This is a genomic window from Acetanaerobacterium elongatum (assembly GCF_900103835.1).
GTDB classification, from domain to species: domain Bacteria; phylum Bacillota; class Clostridia; order Oscillospirales; family Ruminococcaceae; genus Acetanaerobacterium; species Acetanaerobacterium elongatum.
This window is the reverse complement of sequence record NZ_FNID01000029.1, coordinates 18,011-39,712: the sequence shown is the minus strand read 5'-3', so window position 1 is coordinate 39,712 and position 21,702 is coordinate 18,011. Positions and strand designations below refer to the sequence as shown.

Annotated in this window: 21 protein-coding genes and 1 tRNA gene; 5 read left to right on the top strand and 17 right to left on the bottom strand. The window is 49.0% G+C overall.

What is annotated here, in order from left to right; all coding sequences use genetic code 11:
• Positions 1-276: 276 nt before the first annotated feature.
• From BLR50_RS10630 to BLR50_RS10610, 5 genes are all read left to right on the top strand, one after another.
• Complete coding sequence (locus tag BLR50_RS10630) at positions 277-615, top strand: ArsR/SmtB family transcription factor (protein WP_092641846.1); 339 nt, start codon at positions 277-279, stop codon at positions 613-615.
• A 104-nt stretch (positions 616-719) separates the two neighbouring features.
• On the top strand, positions 720-1,784 hold the full coding sequence (arsB, locus tag BLR50_RS10625; protein ID WP_092641843.1) for an ACR3 family arsenite efflux transporter: 1,065 nt from the start codon (positions 720-722) through the stop codon (positions 1,782-1,784).
• A gap of 21 nt (positions 1,785-1,805) precedes the next feature.
• Positions 1,806-2,204 (top strand): arsenite efflux transporter metallochaperone ArsD, encoded by a 399-nt coding sequence (gene arsD, locus BLR50_RS10620; protein ID WP_092641840.1) that lies wholly within the window; start codon positions 1,806-1,808, stop codon positions 2,202-2,204.
• A complete protein-coding gene (gene arsA / locus BLR50_RS10615; RefSeq protein ID WP_092641837.1) occupies positions 2,204-3,943 on the top strand; it encodes an arsenical pump-driving ATPase in 1,740 nt (579 codons plus the stop codon). The genes arsD and arsA overlap by 1 nt, the downstream gene beginning before the upstream one ends.
• An 18-nt stretch (positions 3,944-3,961) precedes the next feature.
• The gene (locus tag BLR50_RS10610; RefSeq protein WP_092641834.1) at positions 3,962-4,369 is read left to right on the top strand and encodes an arsenate reductase ArsC; all 408 of its coding nucleotides are present in this window, start codon (positions 3,962-3,964) and stop codon (positions 4,367-4,369) included.
• Positions 4,370-4,731: 362 nt separating this feature from the next.
• Here BLR50_RS10610 and BLR50_RS10605 read toward each other — a convergent pair.
• The 17 genes from BLR50_RS10605 to smc all read right to left on the bottom strand — a co-directional run bounded on the left by BLR50_RS10605 (position 4,732) and on the right by smc (position 21,702).
• A tRNA-Leu gene (locus BLR50_RS10605) sits at positions 4,732-4,818 on the bottom strand.
• A 72-nt stretch (positions 4,819-4,890) separates the two neighbouring features.
• Positions 4,891-5,964: a tRNA 2-thiouridine(34) synthase MnmA gene (gene mnmA, locus BLR50_RS10600; protein WP_092641829.1), complete on the bottom strand. Its 1,074-nt coding sequence runs from the start codon at positions 5,962-5,964 to the stop codon at positions 4,891-4,893.
• A gap of 115 nt (positions 5,965-6,079) precedes the next feature.
• Positions 6,080-6,532 (bottom strand): CD1247 N-terminal domain-containing protein, encoded by a 453-nt coding sequence (locus BLR50_RS14585; protein ID WP_092641826.1) that lies wholly within the window; start codon positions 6,530-6,532, stop codon positions 6,080-6,082.
• A 58-nt stretch (positions 6,533-6,590) separates the two neighbouring features.
• Positions 6,591-7,148 carry an elongation factor P gene (efp, locus tag BLR50_RS10590; RefSeq protein ID WP_092641823.1) on the bottom strand — a complete coding sequence of 186 codons (558 nt, stop codon included), beginning with the start codon at positions 7,146-7,148 and terminating at the stop codon, positions 6,591-6,593.
• A 203-nt stretch (positions 7,149-7,351) separates the two neighbouring features.
• Positions 7,352-8,422, bottom strand: coding sequence for a M24 family metallopeptidase (locus tag BLR50_RS10585; protein WP_162840407.1), 1,071 nt, complete (start codon positions 8,420-8,422; stop codon positions 7,352-7,354).
• 118 nt (positions 8,423-8,540) lie between these two features.
• Positions 8,541-9,005: a type II 3-dehydroquinate dehydratase gene (gene aroQ / locus BLR50_RS10580; RefSeq protein ID WP_092641817.1), complete on the bottom strand. Its 465-nt coding sequence runs from the start codon at positions 9,003-9,005 to the stop codon at positions 8,541-8,543.
• Positions 9,006-9,032: 27 nt separating this feature from the next.
• Positions 9,033-9,899: a TIM barrel protein gene (locus tag BLR50_RS10575; protein ID WP_092641814.1), complete on the bottom strand. Its 867-nt coding sequence runs from the start codon at positions 9,897-9,899 to the stop codon at positions 9,033-9,035.
• A 34-nt stretch (positions 9,900-9,933) separates the two neighbouring features.
• The gene (locus BLR50_RS10570; RefSeq protein WP_092641811.1) at positions 9,934-10,440 is read right to left on the bottom strand and encodes a YqeG family HAD IIIA-type phosphatase; all 507 of its coding nucleotides are present in this window, start codon (positions 10,438-10,440) and stop codon (positions 9,934-9,936) included.
• 287 nt (positions 10,441-10,727) lie between these two features.
• Positions 10,728-10,904: a 30S ribosomal protein S21 gene (gene rpsU, locus BLR50_RS10565; RefSeq protein ID WP_092641808.1), complete on the bottom strand. Its 177-nt coding sequence runs from the start codon at positions 10,902-10,904 to the stop codon at positions 10,728-10,730.
• A gap of 135 nt (positions 10,905-11,039) precedes the next feature.
• Positions 11,040-13,454: a leucine--tRNA ligase gene (gene leuS, locus BLR50_RS10560; RefSeq protein WP_092641806.1), complete on the bottom strand. Its 2,415-nt coding sequence runs from the start codon at positions 13,452-13,454 to the stop codon at positions 11,040-11,042.
• A gap of 35 nt (positions 13,455-13,489) precedes the next feature.
• On the bottom strand, positions 13,490-13,849 hold the full coding sequence (gene rsfS / locus BLR50_RS10555) for a ribosome silencing factor (protein ID WP_092641803.1): 360 nt from the start codon (positions 13,847-13,849) through the stop codon (positions 13,490-13,492).
• A 30-nt stretch (positions 13,850-13,879) separates the two neighbouring features.
• Positions 13,880-14,941, bottom strand: coding sequence for an LCP family protein (locus BLR50_RS10550; RefSeq protein ID WP_092641800.1), 1,062 nt, complete (start codon positions 14,939-14,941; stop codon positions 13,880-13,882).
• Between the two features lie 51 nt (positions 14,942-14,992).
• A complete protein-coding gene (nadD, locus tag BLR50_RS10545; RefSeq protein ID WP_162840406.1) occupies positions 14,993-16,153 on the bottom strand; it encodes a nicotinate-nucleotide adenylyltransferase in 1,161 nt (386 codons plus the stop codon).
• Positions 16,154-16,238: 85 nt separating this feature from the next.
• A complete protein-coding gene (locus BLR50_RS10540) occupies positions 16,239-16,526 on the bottom strand; it encodes a YhbY family RNA-binding protein (protein ID WP_092641793.1) in 288 nt (95 codons plus the stop codon).
• Positions 16,527-16,547: 21 nt separating this feature from the next.
• A complete protein-coding gene (rdgB, locus tag BLR50_RS10535) occupies positions 16,548-17,150 on the bottom strand; it encodes an RdgB/HAM1 family non-canonical purine NTP pyrophosphatase (protein WP_341465418.1) in 603 nt (200 codons plus the stop codon).
• 33 nt (positions 17,151-17,183) lie between these two features.
• Positions 17,184-18,101: a signal recognition particle-docking protein FtsY gene (gene ftsY, locus BLR50_RS10530; protein WP_092641790.1), complete on the bottom strand. Its 918-nt coding sequence runs from the start codon at positions 18,099-18,101 to the stop codon at positions 17,184-17,186.
• Positions 18,102-18,126: 25 nt separating this feature from the next.
• Positions 18,127-21,702: a chromosome segregation protein SMC gene (smc, locus tag BLR50_RS10525; RefSeq protein ID WP_092641787.1), complete on the bottom strand. Its 3,576-nt coding sequence runs from the start codon at positions 21,700-21,702 to the stop codon at positions 18,127-18,129.

The window sequence follows — 21,702 nt, the reverse complement described above, 5'->3', positions numbered from 1 at the left end:
GGCTGAATACTTTTCCCATCTTTCTTCACCATAAACCTTTCTTCCTTTTCATTTTACTTGATGTTTATGGTGTCCGTCAAACTTGGTATAGGTCAATATGAAGGTGATTTATTAGCCGTATATGAGAAGCTAATAATAAACATGTGAAGTACACATACATGCAAAAAACCGAGTTAAAATCATAGGAGAGTATTCAAAAAGTCATTGTAACAATGGCTTTTTTGTGGCATACTATATGAGTAAATGCGCATATACGTATTAAAGGAGGTACAATACATGGTTGATATATTTAAAGCTTTATCGGATGAAACGAGGCTTCGAATATTGGCTGCAATCTGGGATGATGAGATGTGTGTATGTGAGATCGAAAAAGGCCTGAAATTAACGCAGTCAAACGCCTCAAGACATCTTACAACACTTAAAAATGCAGGTATTCTGTCTTATTCTAAAAAAGCTCAATGGGCATATTATCGCATTAGCGATACTTTTAGGACTGAACACAGCGTACTTTGGGCTTACCTGCAGCAAAAGTTAAAAAATATCCCTGCCTATCTAGCGGATGGTGAAGAATGCAAAAAATGCAGAGAGCAGAACCTGTGTAACAATAACGATTAGGGGGTAATTCCATGTGCGGATGCGGACACAAATGCAGGTGTCATTTGTTCTGACTACGGGTAGTTAGTAGTTAATAAAGTATTTTTATGATGGGGTAATATTTTATGAGTAATGATAAAACACAAGGCATAGGTTTCTTTCAAAAGTACTTAACTATCTGGGTGGCTCTTTGTATGGCAGCCGGTGTACTTATCGGCAAATTTCTGCCTGTCATACCGACATTTTTAAATCAGTTCGAATATGCTAGAGTCTCCATCCCAGTCGCAATACTAATCTGGGTAATGATCTACCCGATGATGATGAAGGTGGATTTCAAAAGCATTAAGAACGTTGGCAAGAACCCCAGAGGTCTATTTGTAACATGGATTGCGAACTGGGTTATTAAGCCTTTTACCATGTATGCCATAGCATCCCTTTTTCTATATGTGGTTTTTAAAGGCTTCATCACCCCCGACCTTGCAAAAGAATATCTTGCCGGAGCTGTACTTCTCGGCGCGGCACCCTGCACGGCAATGGTTTTCGTGTGGAGTACGTTAACTAAGGGAGACCCTGCCTACACGGTTGTGCAGGTGGCGACCAATGATCTAATTATCCTCATCGCCTTTGTACCCATTGTGAAATTCTTGCTTGGCGTCAGCAATGTATCGGTTCCGTGGGATACACTAATCCTGTCGGTAGTTTTGTTTGTGGTAATCCCCCTTACCGGCGGTATTTTCACCAGACTGTTGGTTACTAAAAGAAGAGGACTGGAGTATTTTGAGAAACAGTTTCTACCCAAATTCGATAATGCAACCATCGTTGGTCTATTACTTACACTTATACTTCTTTTTGCATTCCAGGGTGATACCATCCTGAATAATCCGCTGCACATCCTACTCATTGCGTTACCGCTAACCATCCAGACATTCTTAATCTTCTTCATTTCATATATTCCGTGCAGATGGCTTAAACTACCCCACAATATTGCAGCACCTGCCGGTATGATTGGTGCGTCCAACTTTTTTGAGTTAGCTGTAGCGGTTGCAATAGCTTTGTTCGGCACATCTTCTCCCGCAGCTTTGGCAACAACAGTAGGAGTCCTTACGGAAGTACCGGTGATGTTAATTCTCGTTAAGATCGCTAACAAGACCACGCAATGGTTCCCGAAACCCTCACCTGATATTAAATAAATACTTAAGGAGATGCTTGCTATGAAAAAAATGTCTATTTATGAGCCAGCGATGTGCTGCTCTACCGGACTATGCGGCGTTAGCGTTGATCCCGAGCTTCTTCGGATTTCAACCGTACTTATTACGCTTAAAAAGGATGGCATAGAAGTAGAGAGATTCAATCTTTCAAGCGCACCACAGGCCTTTATAAGTAATAAAGCTGTGAATGACTTCATAAATCAAAAGGGCGTCAATGAACTCCCGGTAATCGTTGTTGATAATCAAATAGTAATCACAGGCCGGTATCCTACAAACGAGGAGTTTGTAACACTACTAGACGTTCCTATGAGTTTTGTGGGGGAGCAACCCAAAGCAGTTAAGGTAACACCCAAAAAAATCAACGGAAACGGTGGATGTGGTTGTAAAGGTGGTTGCTGCTAATGCCTGAAGTTTTTGGCACTGAAAAACTGAAACTCACGAAATATCTTTTCTTTACGGGTAAAGGTGGCGTTGGTAAAACCTCTGCAGCCTGTGCAACTGCTGTAAATCTTGCCGATAGCGGCAAAAAGGTTTTGCTCATCAGCACCGATCCGGCCTCCAACCTACAGGACGTATTTGCAATGGAGCTTGATAATAAGGGAATACCAATTCCCGAGGTTCCAAACCTAACTGTTGCAAACCTTGATCCGATTCAGGCTGCATCTGAATATCGTGAAAGCGTTGTTGCACCCTATCGCGGGAAACTGCCGGAATCGGTAATCAACAATATGGAAGAACAGCTTTCTGGCTCCTGCACAATCGAGATTGCAGCTTTTAATGAGTTTTCCAAGTTTATTACCGACGAGCAAGTGCAGGCGGAGTATGACCATATCCTCTTTGATACCGCACCCACCGGTCATACGCTCAGAATGTTACAGTTACCCTCGGCTTGGAGCAATTTCATCAGTGAAAGCACGCATGGTGCGTCCTGTTTGGGGCAACTATCTGGCTTGGAGAACAAAAAGGCAGTTTACAAGAATGCTGTTAAAACCTTAGCTGACAGCTATCTTACTACCCTCATCCTTGTATCACGCCCAGAGGAGACACCGTTCAAAGAGGCAGAAAGGGCATCCAAAGAGCTAGCAGAACTCGGCGTGAATAATCAAATGCTAGTACTAAACGGCGTGCTTTCAAGCTATGACGATAGTGTGTCTGAGAGTCTATATAATAAGCAGCAAAAGGCCCTTTCCAAAATGCCGGAGGGCTTATTAAATCTGGCCCTCTATACTATACCGCTCAGAGCCTATAACATTACGGGTGTGGAAAATGTAAGGGCGCTGCTGACGAAAGATAATTGTATTCTTCGCAGCGATAAGGTTCATGCCGATGTTATTCCTGAACTGAAAGATGTAATTGAGGATTTATACATCAGTAACAGACGGGTAATCTTCACCATGGGTAAGGGTGGGGTTGGCAAAACTACAGTTGCAGCTGCGATAGCCTTAGGACTCTCTAAAAAGGGTAAGAAGGTGCATCTCACCACAACAGATCCCGCTGCCCACCTGAAGTTTGTATTGGGTGAAACCGGAAATATAACCATGAGCCACATTGATGAACAAGCAGAGTTAAAAAAGTATCAGACTGAGGTTCTGGAGAAAGCCCGGGCGGAAGGCATGTCACCTGAGGATATAGCTTATATCGAAGAGGATTTGCGTTCCCCCTGCACCCAAGAGATTGCGGTATTCCGAGCCTTTGCAGATGTGGTAGAGAAAGCGGATGAGCAGATTGTTGTGATTGACACAGCACCGACTGGTCATACCTTACTTTTACTCGAATCCACCCAAAGTTATAACCATGAGATTCAGCGCACCAAGGGCGAGATTCCTGCTGCGGTGATGAGGCTCTTACCTCGTCTGAAGAGTAATGAAACAGAGGTTATCATTGTTACTCTACCGGAGACTACCCCTGTCTATGAAGCGATGCGGCTTGAGGATGACTTAAAGCGCGCGGCCATCCATGTAAAATGGTGGGTTATAAATCAGTCACTCTACCGTACAGGTACCACCAACAAGCTCCTCTCAGTGAAGGCAAGCAATGAAATTGAATGGATTAACAAGGTGGATGAACACTCTAATGGCCATTTTGCTTTGATTGCATGGAGTGGTGAAGATATCAAGGGAGATGAACTGTTAAACCTTTAAGACACGGAGGAATTGAAAATGAGCAGCAAGCCTAAAGTAGCATTCATTTGTGTACACAACTCCTGTCGCAGTCAGATTGCGGAGGCATTGGGCAAACACCTGGCTTCGGATGCATTTGAAAGCTATTCTGCTGGAACGGAAAACAAACCACAGATCAATCAGGATGCCGTGAGGCTTATGAAGCGGATTTACGGAATTGACATGGAGAAGGAACAGTATTCAAAGTTGCTCGGTGAAATCCCTCCAATAGATATCGTAGTTACAATGGGGTGTAATGTTCAGTGCCCATTCCTGCCGTGTAAAAGGCGTGAAGATTGGGGCCTTAATGATCCGACAGGGAAAGATGACGAGGCTTTTCTCACAGTAATAAAGCAAATTGAGAAAAACATTCTTCAATTGCGACAGGGCATACTAGAGAATTCATAAGCTTTATAAAAAGCAGTACCTCATTTTAGACGGTGTCTAATAATGAGGTACTCGATAAATAAACAATACTCCCACTTGATATAAGGCTATAGTAACGTAAAGCTATCTTCGCTTGGTGTGAATCATTCAACCGCTTATGATACCTCTATTACTAATCGTTCTATTTTATTACTACCATATGGTAGGTGCTCTGTTTTTGGTTGTCACCCAGTGGGGTAACCTCCACCTCGATATTAATGTTATATATCCAATGTAACATTTGTGTTTAATACTATGCTACAACAAAGAAAGACCCAACCTTTCGGTTGGGTCTTTCTTTACAGTAAACACATAGCCTAACTTTTAAGACTTGTGTTTAGTATTGGTGCGGATAACAGGACTTGAACCTGCATGAACTTGCATTCACTAGAACCTGAATCTAGCGCGTCTGCCAATTCCGCCATATCCGCATATGCGTTATCGCGTGTTCTATAATATCATAAAAAGCGGCCAGCTGTCAATACCAAAAAACAAATCGCCAGCTAGATTATTGTTCCTCCACCCAGCACCTCGTCACCGTTATAAAATACTACCGACTGCCCCTTCGTAATTGCTCGCTGCGGGGCTTCAAACACCACACGCAGGCAGCCGTCAGCTATCGGAGACACTGTTGCGGGAGCTTCTTTGTGGGAATAGCGTATCTTTGCCATGCAAGCAAAGGGCTGTTCAATTGTCATCCCACTAACCATATTGATGTCACCAGCCAGCAGTATGTCTGAAAAAACCTCCTGCTCCTCCCCCAACACCACAGTATTGGCAGCCGCATTGATGTCGACTACAAACACGGGCCTGCCAAGGCTGACGCCAAGCCCCTTGCGTTGGCCTATTGTGAAGTTCTGCACCCCGCTGTGATGCCCGAGGATTTTGCCGTCTTTGTTGGTAAACACACCCTCCTGCGGCTTATAGCCTGTGTAGCGCTTGATAAACCCCACATGGTCGCCGTCCGGCACAAAGCAGATGTCCTGGCTGTCGGGCTTATGAGACACCACAAGGCCGTTCTCTTCCGCGATGGCACGCACCTCAGCCTTGCTGTACCCACCCAGCGGCATAAGCGTATAGGGGAGCGAATGCTGATTTAAATGGTATAGCACATAGCTCTGGTCTTTATCACGAATTTGGGCGCGGTAAAGGCTGTAAAGCCCGGTTTCGTCGTTACGGCATATCCTGGCGTAGTGGCCGGTGGCGATATAATCAATACCCATTGAACGGGCCTTTTGTAAAAACGCCTCAAACTTGATATAGCGGTTGCAGTCTATACATGGGTTGGGCGTGATACCCTTCAGATAATTCTGCACAAAGGTATCCACCACCCGTTTGCGAAACAACTCTTTATAGTTTAATACATAATGAGGAATTCCAATGGTATCGCACACCATACGCGCATCGTTTACGTCGTCGAGCGAACAGCAGCGCGACTCGCCGTTTAGCTTGAGGTCGCCCTCGTTAAACAGCCGAAAGGTAGCGCCCACCACCTCATAGCCCTGCTGCTTGAGCAAAAGGGCTGCTACCGAGCTGTCTACCCCGCCGCTCATACCAATCATTACACGCTTGGCCATACCTGTGACATTCCTCTCTCTTATAGGCTACAGATGAAACAAAAGGGACAGACCAAACGGCGTTCCATTCGGCCTGTCCTTGTTTTAGGGCTGGTTAAAACTGCATCGAAAGCAATTAGTCTTCCTTATGGCTGCAGTTATCGCAATCACACTCATCGTCGATATCAAACTCCAGCTTTTCGCCGCAGTTCGGGCAATCGATAGTGCCGGTTTCGATGATTGACTCGTTGATGCAGATGGAATCGCCGCACTTGGGGCATACTACCTCGTAGAGCTCCTCGTCGTCTTCCTCGTCATCATCCTCATCATCGTCGCAGCAGCAACAATCGTCATCCTCATCGTCATCATAGCCGTAGTAATCATCCTCGAGCAGGCCCAGATCCTCGTCGATGGAATCAACATGCTCGTAAACCTCGCTAAGCTCGCTCTCTAAATCAGAAACGCTTGCAGCAAGCTCCTCCAGCACTTCGGCCATCGCCTTGAGCACCTTGCCTTCTTTGGTGGAATCCTCGATGCCAAGGCCCTCCATCAAGCCCTTGATATATGCTACCTTTTCCATTGCGTTCATACCGGTCAGCCTCCTTTACGTTATTCACTTCGTGTACCGATTAATTAGAGTATTGACACTAAGCTCTTTCCATATACTCGCCAACGCGGGTATCAACCTTAATCAATTCACCCTCATTGATAAATAGGGGAACACGAATCTCCGCGCCGGTTTCCAAAACAGCAGGCTTAGTGGTGTTGGTGGCGGTATCGCCCTTTACACCGGGCTCGGTATGAGTAACCTTTAATGTAATAAAGAACGGAGGCTCTACGCCGAATACACTGCCCTTATAAGAAAGCACCATTACGTCGGTATTCTCTTTTACAAACTTGAAGTTGTCGTTTAACGTATTGGCGCTGATAGGCATCTGCTCGTAGGTTTCATTATCCATGAAGTAATAAAGGTCGCCCTCTTTATACAGATACTGCATGTTGCGTCTTTCGATAACGGCAAGCGGGAACTTTTCGGTGGGGTTGAAGGTTCTTTCAACCACGGAACCGGTGATAACGTTTTTAATCTTTGTGCGGACAAAAGCAGCGCCTTTACCCGGTTTTACATGCTGAAATTCAATAATCTGTACAACGTTACCGTCCATATCAAACGTCACGCCGTTTCTAAACTCACCTGCAGTAACCATACAACGAAAACCTCCATAAATTACAGTGCCACAAAAATATGCTAGCACCGGATAGTCAGTTCATAACATTCTAAGTTTATATTAAAATGCAAAACATTTCAAGTATTATTTTTAGTTTTAGGGCGGATTATTACTGTATTCTTATAATTTTTAAGGTGAAAAAGCTCGTGGTATCCATTATTTTCATTAACAGACATATTTAATTACAGGATAAGCAGTTCCTTGGGGCTTTTTGCAAAATTATCAAATCTCTCCTGGGTAAGCACACCTGTATCCTCAATTCGTACGCCGAAACGGCCCTCAAGGTAGATGCCCGGCTCCACTGTCATCACTGTTCCCGCGGCTGCCTGCTTTGTACAGGTAGCGGAGAAGCGGGGCTGTTCGTGGATTTCCACCCCAACCGAGTGCCCGAGGCCATGTCCAAAGCAGCCCTCATAACCTGCGGAATAAATAATCTCCCTTGCTATTCTGTCCATATCATCGCATTTTACGCCTGCTTTAAGCACATTCAATACAGCAAGCTGTGCCTTTAATACCGTATCATAAACTCTTTGCTGCTCTTCGCTTACAGACCCGATGGCAATGGTCCTGGTCATATCGGCGTGATAGCCGTCCACCAATGCGCCGAAATCCATGGTAACAAAATCGCCTTTTTTGAGTTTATTATCTCCCGGTATGCCGTGCGGTAACGAGCTATTCTTGCCAGCTACCACGATAAAATCAAACGAAGCCGCCTCTGCACCCTGCGCGCGAATGTAGAATTCCATATCCAGTGCCACCTCTTTTTCGGTTTTTCCGGCAGCAATGCGATTTAGGATATAGGAAAAGGTTTCGTCGGTAAGACGTTGGGCTTCTTTTAGCAGCTTAATCTCCTCGGGAGTTTTAACCGAGCGCTGCCTGAGGATACTATTATCCAGATCGTTTGAATCGCTGAGCTTTACCGACAGCAGCATAGTTTGAAAACGCGCAAATTCCCTTAAAGTAAGCGCGCCCGTTTCAACCCCCACATGCTTTACATGATGCTGCTCACACAGCGAGCGGAGCATCTCGCCCAGATTATCCTGCAGCAAAACAACAGCGTCTTTTACCCTGGCGCGCGCAGTTTCAATATAACGAAAATCAATAATAAAATAAGCTGCCTCACGGGTTACAAATAATAGCCCCGCATCGTGAGAATCATAACCAAGATAATAGCGCCGGTTGGGCCGCGAAACAATAAGTGCAGCGTCTATCCCGTCTGGCAGACGCCGAATTAATTCTGCAAGTTTTGACATAATAATCGCCTTCATTATAATAGTTTTGTGTTGTAAAATTAAACTGCAGTAACAGCGGGCCGAAGTTTATCGCATAATACTATTCTATGCACATGCAAGACACGGTGAACGCTATTGATTACAGCTGCGGCTTTTGGGCAGCCTGCTTATCCAGAACAAGCGCCAGCGCCTCCACGCCCAGCAGGTAGGAATCAGCACCAAAGCCGCTGATATGTCCGCGGCAGACAGCAGACAGAACCGATTTGCTTCTGAACTCATCGCGTGCAAAAATGTTGGAAAGGTGTACCTCTATAAAGGGCAGCTCCACCGCCTCAATGGCATCGCGTATGGCATAGCTGTAATGGGAGTAAGCACCTGCGTTTATAATCACCCCCGCGTATACGCCCCTTGCCTCGTGGATTTTATCGATGATGGCTCCCTCATGATTGCTTTGATAAAAGTTGCAGGTAAGGCCCTTTTCGCTCGCGTGGCGCGCAATGCGCTCGTTAATCTGCGTAAGTGTGGTACTGCCGTAGATCTCCGGCTTGCGGGTGCCTGTTAGGTTCAGGTTTGGCCCGTTGATGATAAGGATGTTTCTGTTCATACTCAGCTTGTCCTTTCCTCGGTTTTGCTAGTTTCTCTTAACGTTCATTGCCTCATAAATATCACTCATGATTTTGGCGTCCTCTGCCTGCGTGCCGTCGCTCTCACAGATAATGGTCGGCGAGCAGCCTTTTTTCAATATCAGCTCCGCCACCGGTTCGAAGCTCGGGCCGAAAACCTCATCAGCAAAGGTGAGGTGGCGCTTTTCTCCGCCATTTTGGGTATACTCAATCTTGGAGAAATGCGAGTGAAACTCACGCAGGCGCTCAAGGCCCAGCGCGTTTTCAATGCTGTCGAATATGAATTGATAGTCCTCAAAGGTTTTTAGCCCACCCAAGGTACGCGCATTGTAGTGTCCAAAATCAATACATGGGATAAACCGCTCGTCTACCCTGCAGAGCTCAATAACCTCTTCGAGTGTTCCCAGCTGGTTAATCTTGCCCATAACCTCCGGGCAGAGGCGGATATGCGAATAGCCGTGCTCATCCAGTGCCTTCACCGCATTTTGAAGTGTATCCTTTGCATAGCTGAGCGCCTGTTCACGAGAAATCTGCGAGGCGGAGCCGGAATGTATTATCACACGCGTGCCGCCCATGGCATTCACCGCCCGCGCACTCTGCAGGATATAGCCGATGGAGGCATTACGCTTCTCTTCTTCAACACTGGAAAGCGAGATATAATAGGGCGCGTGCAGGGAAAGCTGGATATCCTGCTCCCTCGCCTTCGCGCCTAGCTCTGAAGCCGAGGCATCGGAAATCTTTACACCTCGTCCGCACTGGTACTCATAAGCATTCAAGCCCATCTTTACAAGATAGGCTGGAATATCGGTGTTCTTTTTATAGCCCAGTGCTGCAAAGCTATCGGAGTTGCCGGCAGGCCCGAAACGGATACCCATTGTAGTCATTCCTTTCTGCATTGACCTTTTAGCTTCATTCATCACGCTTGTTTTTATAATATAGATTGATATATTTCTTTTCAAAATACCGTTTAAATTTTATAAACCGTGTGCCGCTCTCCCCTAACGGCATTACCAGGATGGTTTTCATGCCCGCAAGGTTGCCCCCCAAAATATCGGTAAAAATCTGGTCTCCCACCACACCAATCTGTTCTGGGGGAAGCTTTAAAAGCCTTGCAGCTCTTTTAAAACCACCCGGCAGCGGCTTGATTGCAAAATGGACAAACTCCAGATTCAGCCGCTTTGCAAAGGGCTGCACCCGCTTCTGGGTGTTGTTCGAAAGGATTATCAGCGGCACCTTGATTTCGTTCATCTTCTGCATCCAGGGAACAACCTCACCCGCCGGAATGGGTGCCCCATGGACGGAAAGGGTATTATCAACATCAAGGATGAGCGCCTTTATGTTAAGCTGTGAAAGCACCGTTTCGTTAATCTGCCAAACCCTTTCGAGTATAAGATCGGGCACCTTCCTGTTTCGCAAGCTGAGACACCCCCTGTATTAGATAGTATCATACTGCTCACATTACCCGTTGCTATGCTACGTTAAAAAGCGGTAACAGTACCATACAATATATGACTGTTTGTTTCTTACAATTAGCATAAATAAATCTTTCAAGCTGGGGTTTTGTGCTTATGGGTCAACAACCACAATTTTGGGCTAAAGCTAAAACCGCACAATTTTCAAAAAGGAATGATTATCTTAAGAATGAAAAAAGCGGGCAGATACTGCCCGCTTGCTTTTTCAGGTATTTTTACCTGTCTACAGGCTTACTTAAACTTGCGTTTACGTGCAGCCTCCGACTTCTTCTTGCGCTTAACGGATGGTTTTTCGTAGTGCTCCCTTTTGCGAACTTCCTGCAAAACACCAGCTCTGGCGCACTGTCTCTTAAAACGTCTGAGAGCGCTGTCAAGGGACTCGTTATCTTTAATACGAATTTCTGCCATTTTTAATTCCCTCCCTCCGCCACGCGGCAGGGTAATCTAAAATAAAAACCTCAAAAAAATAGGGTTTCAACTTTAGTAACGAAACTTATTATACAATGGATAGCGTCTGTATGTCAATACTTTCGGACGTTTTGTTTAAACAGGTTTTACCACCAGATTCACCAGTTTGCCGGGTACATAAAGCTCTTTAATAATCTGCTTCCCAGCAAGCTCTTCCGCCGTGCGGGGTGTAATCTTCGCCTGTGCAAGCACCTCTTCAGCCTTGGCGTCTGCGGCAATCACCAAGCGATCCCTGATCTTGCCGTTTACCTGCACTACAATCTCGATGGTATTTTCGCGGCACTTCGCAGGGTCAAACTCCGGCCACTTCTGCTGCGTAACCATGCCTTCAAAGCCGTTTTTCTGCCACAGCTCCTCGGTGATATGGGGCGCAAAGGGGTTGATGAGCAGCAGGAAGGTTTTAAGCTCAGCGCGATTGATGGTACCAAGCTTGGTAATGTCGTTGAGCAGCGACATCAATGCCGCGATAGCAGTATTGAACTTCAGGCTCTCGATATCCTCTGAAACCTTCTTGATGGTTTTATGGAAGGGGGTCTCCAGCTCGGCACGGTAGTCGCTGCCTTCGATAACAATCTCGGAAAGATCCCAGATACGGTCTAAGAACCTTCTACAGCCGCGGATGGACGCGGTGTTCCACGGTGCACTTTTTTCAAAATCGCCGATAAACATCTCGTAAAGGCGCATGGTATCGGCGCCGTACTCATTGATAATATCATCGGGGTTTACCACGTTGCCGCGCGATTTGCTCATTTTTTCGCCGTTTTCGCCCAGTATCATACCGTGGCTGGTGCGCTTGGCATAGGGCTCTGGAGAAGAAACCACGCCGATATCGTATAAAAACTTATGCCAGAAACGGGAATAGAGCAGGTGCAGCGTGGTGTGCTCCATACCGCCGTTGTACCAATCCACGGGCAGCCAGTAATCGAGTGCCTCCTTGGCGGCGATTCCGGTTGCACAGGTGGGGTCGCAGTAGCGCATAAAGTACCACGAGGATCCCGCCCACTGGGGCATGGTATCGGTTTCGCGTTTGGCGGGGCCACCGCAGTGCGGGCAGGTGGTATTTACCCATGAATCAATCTTTGCCAGCGGAGACTCGCCTGTCTCGGTCTGCTCGTAGGAATCGATGTGCGGCAGACGAAGCGGCAGCTCGTTTTCGGGCAGCGGCACAAAGCCGCATTTATCGCAGATAACAATCGGGATAGGCTCACCCCAGTAGCGCTGGCGGGAGAATACCCAGTCGCGCAGCTTGAAGTTTACCTTGGGCTCACCCTTTTTATGCTCGCTCAGCCATGCGATGATGGCCTTTTTGGCCTCTTCCACCGTCATGCCGTCCAGGAATCCGGAGTTCACCATCACGCCGGTATAGCAGTCAGTAAAGGCTTCGTTCTGCACATCGCCGCCCTTCACCACCTCGATAATGGGAAGACCAAACTTCTTGGCAAACTCCCAGTCGCGGGTATCGTGTGCGGGCACAGCCATAATGGCGCCGGTGCCGTAGCTGGTGAGAACATAGTCGGCGATATAGATGGGAATCTGCGTGCCGTTTACGGGGTTGATAGCCATAATACCCTCAAGCTTTACACCTGTTTTCTCCTTGGCTACCTCGGTGCGGTCAAAGTCCGACTTTTTGGCGGCCTCCTGACGATAGGCATTTACGGCATCGATATTGGTAAGGCTGTTCGCCCATTTTTCAATCATCTCATGCTCGGGCGACATTACCATGTAGGTAGCGCCGAAAAGGGTATCGGGGCGGGTGGTGAAAACCTTCAGGATGTCTCCGGCAGTGGTAGTGAACTCTACCTCGGCACCGGTGGAACGGCCAATCCAGTTGCGCTGTGAAACCTTTACCCTGTCTATGTAGTCGACAGTATCCAGATCATCCAGCAGGCGCTGTGCATACTCGGTAATTTTGAGCATCCATTGGCTCTTTACCTTACGTACCACCTCACCGCCGCAGCGCTCGCATACACCGTTAACAACCTCTTCGTTTGCCAGCACCACCTTACAACCGGTGCACCAGTTCACCGCCATCTCTTTTTTATAGGCAAGGCCCTTTTTGAAAAGCTGAAGGAATATCCACTGTGTCCAACGAAAATAGTCGGGGTCGGTGGTGTTAATCTCGCGGTTCCAGTCAAACGAAAGACCGAGGGATTTGAGCTGATACTTAAACCGCGCCACGTTCTTCTGAGTAACGAGCTCGGGGTGAATATGGTTCTTCATAGCGTAGTTCTCGGTAGGCAGACCAAAGGCGTCCCACCCCATGGGGTAGAGTACGTTATACCCCTGCAGCCGCTTTTTTCTCGCCACGATATCAAGTGCGGTATAGGAACGCGGGTGACCTACGTGCAGGCCCTGCCCCGAGGGGTACGGGAACTCCACCAGCGCGTAGTACTTCGGCTTTGTGTAATCGTTGGTTGCGGCAAAAACATCCTTCTCATCCCAGATGTTCTGCCATTTACGCTCAACCTCTTTGAAGTTTTCGTATTTCATCTATAGTCATATCCTTTCTAAGGGCAAACTACGGGCTAGTCCTGTTTGGGCAGGGAATCAATATCTATCTTTTCGCCGTCGGCCCATAGTCGCTCCAGATCGTAAAAGCGTCTGGCCTCGGGGTAGAATACATGAACAATTACGGTGCCGAAATCGAGCGCCACCCATTGTGCGGAGCCATATCCCTCTACCGCCGCAGGCGCTGTACCGAGCTGCTTTAGCTGGAACTCCACCTCATCGGTGAGGCTCTTTACATGGGTAGAGCTTGTACCGGAAGCGAGCACAAAATAATCGGTAAGCACGGTCAGATCTCGTACGCGGATTACACGAATGTCCTCTGCCTTTTTAGTGTCCAGTATCGAAACAATCTTTTTTGCAGTTTCTAACGAAGTCATCCCGCTCAAATTCCTCCCAATATTAGAATTCTATTTTATTGAGCTTGTGCTCACAGTACTTTCACCTTTTGTAAGAGCCTGTTCACTGTCTCCAACCGTTTTGTCCGGGCTGTTAACAGACATGGCAGGCTCGGCCTGTACCTCGACGATTTTTAAATCCTTTGCGGGAACCGTACTTCCTTCAGGGCGGAAATGCTCGTTGAGCACGGCGGCGGCCTTATCTTTATCCAGGCAGTATACCGCGTAACCCTTATACATCACGCCGGAGCCTTCCAGCGCATAGAAGTGAATATTGTCAATCGTCATATTGCTTACGCTGCCGTAATAGCCGACCACCTGCGCGAGGGTGAGGTCGGTGGTGATATTGTTCATATTCTGCGTAACAAAAGAGAGCATCTGGGTTTTAGACATCTTGAGCGCCTTTTCTGCGCAGGCAGTTAAAAACAGGCTTTGTGCGTGCATTCTGCCAATATCGGCGTTGTTGTAGCCCTTACGATAACGTACAAACCATTCAGCTTTTTCGCCGTTTAAGGTCTGCATGCCCTTTTTAAGAACTTTACCCGGCTCAAAATCGATAGTTTGCGGGATATTTACTGTAACGCCGCCCATGGAATCAACAATATTCTTTAAGCCTGGGATGTTTACGGTGGCATAATGGTCAATCGGCAGCTTAAAATCGCGGTTAATCTCTTTTATCAGCCTGCCGATCGGGGTGGTGCCGCTTTGCTTGGTGCCGTAAACGGCATTGATCTTACCTGTATTGAAGCGCTCCATACCAATGTAGGTATCGCGCGGAATCTGCAGGACATTTACCTCATTCTTTTCGGTATCAAGGTTTACCACCATGATGACGTCGGTAAGCTTTTCGCTTAAATCCAGCCCACAAAGCAGAAAAGTGGTGTTTTTTGCGTTATTGGGAACAGCAACGTCCTCTAACGAGGAGGAACCTACAACCTGAGAAGATGTGTTTTCTACATCCGATTCGGGCTTTTGCGCCAAAAAGCTGGTGTTCAGCGCAAAATATACACCAGACAGTATGGCCAGAGTTATAACAAAGGTTATGGAGAAAACAATAGCGTGCTTCTTATTCAAGATTAAGCCTCCTGCTTAATCTGCCGGCAAGGGATAAGGGCAATAAGCTCTCTAGCATAAATCGTTATAGGCCTCGATCGTATCAATGTGGATGAGCGAATCTCTTTTGGCCAGGGACTGGATGGTCAGCGAGAGTGCGCTAAGCATGGCGTCTTGAAGGCTATGGGTTATCTTTTCGCGTAAAATAGCTGCGTCGGGGTAATCTCTGTCAAAGGAAATACAGTCTGCGAGATAGATAATCATTTCTAACAATGTTATGCCCTTGCGGGCAGTAGTGTGGTATCTTATAGCATTGATGATTTCGGAGTCGTTTATACTAAGCTCATGCTGAACATAAACCGCACCGACAATCGGGTGCCAAAGCTGCTTGGAGCGTTCTTCGGCATCGGACAAAATTATATCAAACTTCGCCAGCATTTGCAACTGCTGCTCGGTGCTCATATCCTTTGCAATATCGTGTAAAAGCCCGGCGGTATAAGCCTTTTGGGCGTCAGCGCCAAAAATTACGGCAAGGGCAGTCGCCTCTCTTGCAACGCAGAGCGAATGATAATAGCGCTTGGGCGAAAGCATATCAGCTAGCAGCGATTTATACCTGAGCACCTCCGGGCGCTCTTCGGTGTAAAGGCACACCGTTTCGATATATTTTTGCACCGCGTCTGGCAAGCCTTGAGGAGCATGGTTTCCGGCTTTGATGGATTCACGGATTTCGGTGGAGGAGACGCTGAGGGCATCAAGGCTGATTACCTCGGCTCTGGCCCCCTTTTTACGAAGCTCCTGAGCATGGCTTAATAGCTTCTCATATTCCCCGGCGTTTCTTGCACCCGCACACAGGGTTGCAAGCTCAAAGATACGCTGCGCCTGATGCCAGGTTTCCATAGTGAAAAACATATCGCTGCCCATGAGCAGACACAGCTCATCATCTGGGTAAAGGTCTGCAAAATGCTCAAGGGTGTAAACGGTGTAGCTTTTTGTCTGCCTGCGCAGCTCATAGTCACTTACGCGGATATAGGGAATGCCATGTGTGGCGATACGGCATAGATTATACCGGTCTTCGCCGTCGGCCAGATCATTGGCAACCTTATGCGGCGGGGTATAATCGGGGATTAAGATAACCTCACTGAGCCCCAGCTGCTGATAAAACCCGGCAATCAGATGCAGATGCCCCTCATGAATAGGGTTAAAGGTTCCGCCAAAGATACCGATTCTGCGCATTGTCATTCATGCCTTTCAAGTTATGACTTCATATACATATAAGATTGTGCGTTTAATACATTGCCTGCATTTGTACCGGTTTGCATTATATCTCTATAACCGGTTTCTTGCGGTTGCGCCGGTAAAGCACAAAGCGGGTGCCTATTACCTGAACAACCTCGGACTGTGTTTTTTCCGCCACCAGCTCGGCGGCCTCCTGTGGGGAGTAGGGCGCTGTCTCCAGCACACGCAGCTTAATCAGCTCCCGCGCAGTGAGTGCATCGTCCACCTGTCTAATCAGTGTATCAGAAACCTCACTTTTGCCAATCTGCAGAATAGTATCTATCGTATTGGCCATGCCTCTGAGGGTTGCCCGTTGTTTGCTGTTTAACATAGATGATTCGCCTCTTCCCTTTTATTCTTTCACATACTCCTGCAGGCGTTTTACAAACGCGCGTACTGCCTGCCCGCGATGACTAATGGCATTCTTCTCGTCATCGGTAAACTCTGCAAGACTTTTCTCGCCTACATAGAAAATAGGGTCGTAGCCAAAGCCGTTATTCCCACGCTGCCCGTAGCCGATAACACCTTTGCAAACGCCGTGAGTAACCAGCTCGCCGCCCTGCGGGAACACACAGCAAACCGCGCATTCGTAGCGTGCCGTACGCTTTTCAGATGCAACACCGGCTAGTTTTTCAATCACCATACGGTTTTTAATTTCGTAGGGGGTATCCTCGCCCAAGAAGCGGGAGGAATAAACCCCCGGGGCGCCGTCCAACGCGTCTATGCACAGCCCGCTGTCATCCGAAAAGGCGGGAAGGCCGCTGAAGGCGCAAACCGCCCTGGCCTTGATGCGTGCGTTTTCTTCAAACGTAGTGCCGGTTTCTTCGATTGTACCGGTAAAGCCGATATCACTAAGCGACAGCAGCTTGATGCCCGTTCCTTTTAGCAGTGCTACCATCTCTTTTATCTTTCCCTTGTTTGTGGAGGCGAATACAAGTTCGTGTATTAAGGCCATAAACGTTCCTTTCGCTTGAAAGCTTTTGTGTACCTATTCCTCGCCTTTTCCGAACAGCGCCTTGGCAAACGCATCGGCGTCAAAGGGCTGAAGGTCGTCAATGGCCTCGCCCACACCCACATATTTGATGGGCACCTGAAGCTCGTTCTTAATGCCGATTACCACGCCGCCGCGCGCCGTGCCGTCCAGCTTGGTGAGCACGATACCCGTGATGCCCGCGGCATCCTTAAACTCACGCGCCTGATTGAGCGCATTCTGGCCGGTGGTAGCATCGAGCACCAGCAGTACCTCAAGATCGCAGCCCGGTGCTTCTCGCGCAATCACACGGGTGATTTTATTAAGCTCATCCATCAGGTTTTTCTTATTATGCAGGCGGCCCGCCGTATCGCAGATTACCACGTCAACGCCTCTCGATTTTGCGGCGGAGAGCGTGTCGAACACCACGGCGGCAGGGTCACTGCCCTCGCTGTGGCGTATCATGGGCACATTCGCCCGCTCGGCCCAAACCCCCAGCTGGTCAATAGCTGCGGCACGGAAGGTATCGGCAGCGCCTAACACCACCGTTTTACCGCTTGCCCTCAGATTAGCCGAGAGCTTGCCGATGGTGGTGGTTTTCCCAACCCCGTTCACCCCGATAATGAGTATCACCGAGGGCTTGGTGGTAAGCTTCAAAGCCTCACCCCCGCGCAGCATATCGGCAATAAGCCCCTGCAGCTCGGCGGTTACCAAGGCAGGGTCGGTAATCCCCTTTTCCTTGACGCGATCTTTGAGCTGCTCGCAGATATCGGCTGCCGTAACAGCGCCCACATCCGACATGATAAGTATCTCCTCAAGCTCCTCGAACAGCTCCTTATCAATCTTGGTAAATGACTTAAACATGGAATCTACGGCCTTTGCCATAGAATCGCGTGTTTTTTTAAGCCCGCCCGTCAGTTTTTCAAAAAATCCCATGCAAACTTTCCTTTCAGCCCGCGCATTATGTATTCTTCAACCCCAGCTTGCTCTCTACCTCGCTGACCTTCAGCTCCAGCAGCTTAGAAACGCCCTCTTCCTGCATCGTTACGCCGTAGAGTACATCCGCTTCCTCCATGGTGCCGCGGCGGTGGGTGATGGTGATGAACTGGGTTTTATCGTTAAGCCGGTGCAGGTACTGAGCGTACTTGGATACATTCACGTCGTCGAGTGCCGCCTCAATCTCATCCAGCAGGCAGAACGGCGCGGGCCGAACCTTGAGAATGGCGAAGTAGATAGCAATAGCCACAAACGCCTGTTCGCCGCCCGAGAGCGACGTAAGGCTTTTGATAATCTTGCCCGGCGGCTCTACAAATATCTCTATGCCGCTTTCCAGCACATCGCCTTCGTCGGTTAAGTCCAGATGGGCGGAACCTCCGCCGAACAGCTCGACAAATACCTCGCCGAAGTTTTTGTTAATCTGCGCGAAGCTTTCGGTGAAGATTTCGCGCATCTTAAACGTAAGCTCATTAATCAAGCGTAAAAGCTCGTCGCGTGAGCTTTCCACATCGGCCACCTGTGCCTTTAAGAATTCATAGCGCTGCGAAACCTCTTTGTATTCCTCAATCGCATCCACATTCACGGTGCCAAGCGCCTTAATCTTACCCTTAATTTCGGAAAGGGTGCGCTGGGCGTTGGTAACGCTCGGTATCTCGCCCGCAATGGCCGATGCCTCGCTCTTGGTAAGCTCGTATTCATCCCACAGCTTGGCGATAATCTGATCGTAATCGGTTTGCGCGGTTACCTTGCGCTCCTCTAAACGCGCCATCTCCTTTGAGATATCCTCGCGGCGTGAAAGAATGGCCTTTTCCTCTCCGCGCTTTTCATTGGCCTGCTTTTCAAAGGCAAGGCGCTGCTCCGAGAGCGCATGAATCTCTGCTTCTATTGCGGCGGCTTTGGCGTTTACCTCTTCCTTTGAAAGAAGTATCTCCTCAATCTTAGCGTTTATGTCGCTAATCTCACCCGAAAGGGCTGTAATCTCGGCGTTTAGCTCCTCAAAGCGTCCGCTCTGGCTCAGCTTGCGCTCGGCAAGCTCGGCCGCCGACTGCTTTAAGCCCTCTGCCTCTTTGGTTTCGCCCAGTATCTGCATCTTTAAGGCAGAGATTTCGTCGGTAAGCTCCCGGCGCTTCTGCCGCAGCTCGTCCTTGAGCTGGCTTGTGGTGCTAAGCTGCTCTTCCAGTTCTGCGGCGCGCGCGGCCTTTGCGGCAAGCTCGGCCTTTGCGGCCTGCAGCTCCTGCGTAAGCTTTTGAGTACGCTCCTCGGAACGCGTCAGCTCGGCGGTAATCTCTTCGATATTCTTCTCGTTTTCCTGCAGGTTACGCTGTGCCAGCTGGCGCTCAATCTCGGCCTTTGCCTTGTCTTCCTGCATGGTTTCGAGTACGCTTCGGGTCGCCAAGAACTCGGCTTCCACCCCGGCGATTTCAGCTTTTAAGGCGTCGTGCTCAGTGGTAACGGTGGCAAGCTTCTGCTCTAGTTCTTTTGCCTGCTCGTGCAGGCGCTCGATATCGTTGCGGCGGCTTAACAGACCGGAGCTTTTTACCGTCGAACCACCTGTTAATGAACCGCCCGCGTTTACAACCTGACCGTCGAGCGTGACGATCTTAAAGCGGTAAGCATTCTTTTTCGCCATGGCTACGGCATTGTCAAGGTCTTCGCAGAACACAATCCGGCCGAGCAGGGAGTTGACGATGCCGGTATATTTCGTATCAAATGCTATCAGCTTGCTGGCTACGCCCACAAAACCGGGGTGGGAGGACAGCGCGTGGTCATCCAGCACATTACCCTCGATGGTGGATACGGGCAGGAAGGTTGCACGCCCGGCATTCTCGCTTTTTAAAATCGCGATGGCTCTTTTTGCCACCTCTTCGTTTTCCACCACAATATTCTGCAGGGCAAACGAAAGCGCGGTTTCTACCGCTACGGTATAGCGCTGCGGCACCTGAATCAGGCTGGATACCGGCCCCAGCACGCCGCGCAGCGCCCCGCCGCCCGAAAGCTTCATCACAGTTTTTACACTCTGGGTAAAGCCCTCCATGCTGCGCTCAAGATCCTCTAGCAGGCGGGCATTCTGGCGTTTTTCTTTGATGGCAAGGTCGAGTGTGTTTAACTGCTTTGCACTCTCCTCCAGCTTTGCCTTGCGCTTGGAAAGCTCGAACTCATAGCCCTTTACGGTATTCGATTCACTCTCAATCTTTCCGTCAAGCTCATCCACAAAGCCCTGCAGCTCGGCAAGCTCTGCGCGCAGGCGCTCGCTGTCGGTTTGCTTGGCGGCAAGACCGTGTGAAAGCGTTTCGCGCCGCTGCGCAAGCTCCTCGAGCGAAGAGGCAGAGGTAAGCTCGGTAACACGGCTTTGCGCAAGCTGCTGGTTGATGACGGCAAGCTCTCGGGTTACCGATTCCAGCTGGTCGTTGTGGCGGGCGTTATCGGTTAAAAAGATATTTAAGGTCTCTTCCCTCTCGGCGCAGGTGGTCTCCAGCTCACCAATCAGGGCGTTTTTTGCTTCAAGCTGCGCAAGCCTTGCCGATATCTGCGCATCAATGTCGCTTACGGCAAGGCTTTGTGTATCTATATCACGCTGTATGCGCGAAATGGTTTCGTTTTTATGAAAGATATCGTTGCGCAGAACCGCAATCTCCGATTCGCGCTTAGAAAGCTCCTCGTCTATCGCCTGCCGCTCGGTACGCTTGCCCTCGATGGCAACGGCGCACTGCTGCGCCTGGGCAAAGATGGCGTTGATGGCTTCCTCCAGTGCGGTAAGCTCATCGTCTACCCCGTCGTAGGAGGCCTTGCACACCATGATGCGGTTTTCCTGCTCGCGCAGCGCCTCCTTGGCCTTATCAAGCTGCTTGATATACAGCGAAACCTCTAGCTGCTTCTTCTCTTCCGAGAGCTTTAAAAACGCCTGTGCCTTTTCAGACTGTACTTTCAAGGGCCCCACGCGGTCTTCCAGCTCGGTGAGGATATCCTTGAGCCTTAACAGATTCTCCTGCGCCTGCTCAAGCCGCCTTTCCGCTTCGGTTTTTCGGTAGCGGTATTTCGAGATGCCCGAGGCCTCTTCAAAGATCTCGCGGCGCTCGGCGCTCTTGGCGCCCACAATCTCGGCGATACGCCCCTGCCCGATAATGGAGTAGCCGTCCTTGCCAAGGCCGGTATCCATGAACATCTCGTAGACGTCTTTTAGGCGCACACTGTTGCCGTTAATGCGGTACTCGCTCTCTCCCGAACGGTAGAGCTTACGGGTAACGGTTACCTCCTCGCTTTCTACGGGGAGAGAATGGTCGGTGTTATCAATAGTCAGGGCAACCTGCGCAAAGCCCACCGGCTTGCGGAGCTTGGTGCCGCCAAAGATGACATCCTCCATGCGGCTGCCGCGAAGCGTTTTGGTGGATTGCTCGCCCAGCACCCAGCGAACGGCATCGCTGATATTGCTTTTCCCGCTCCCATTCGGGCCCACCACCGCGGTGATACCGCCGCCGAAGGAGAGCTTGGTTTTATCGGGGAACGACTTAAAGCCTTGTATTTCAAGGGATTTGAGTATCAA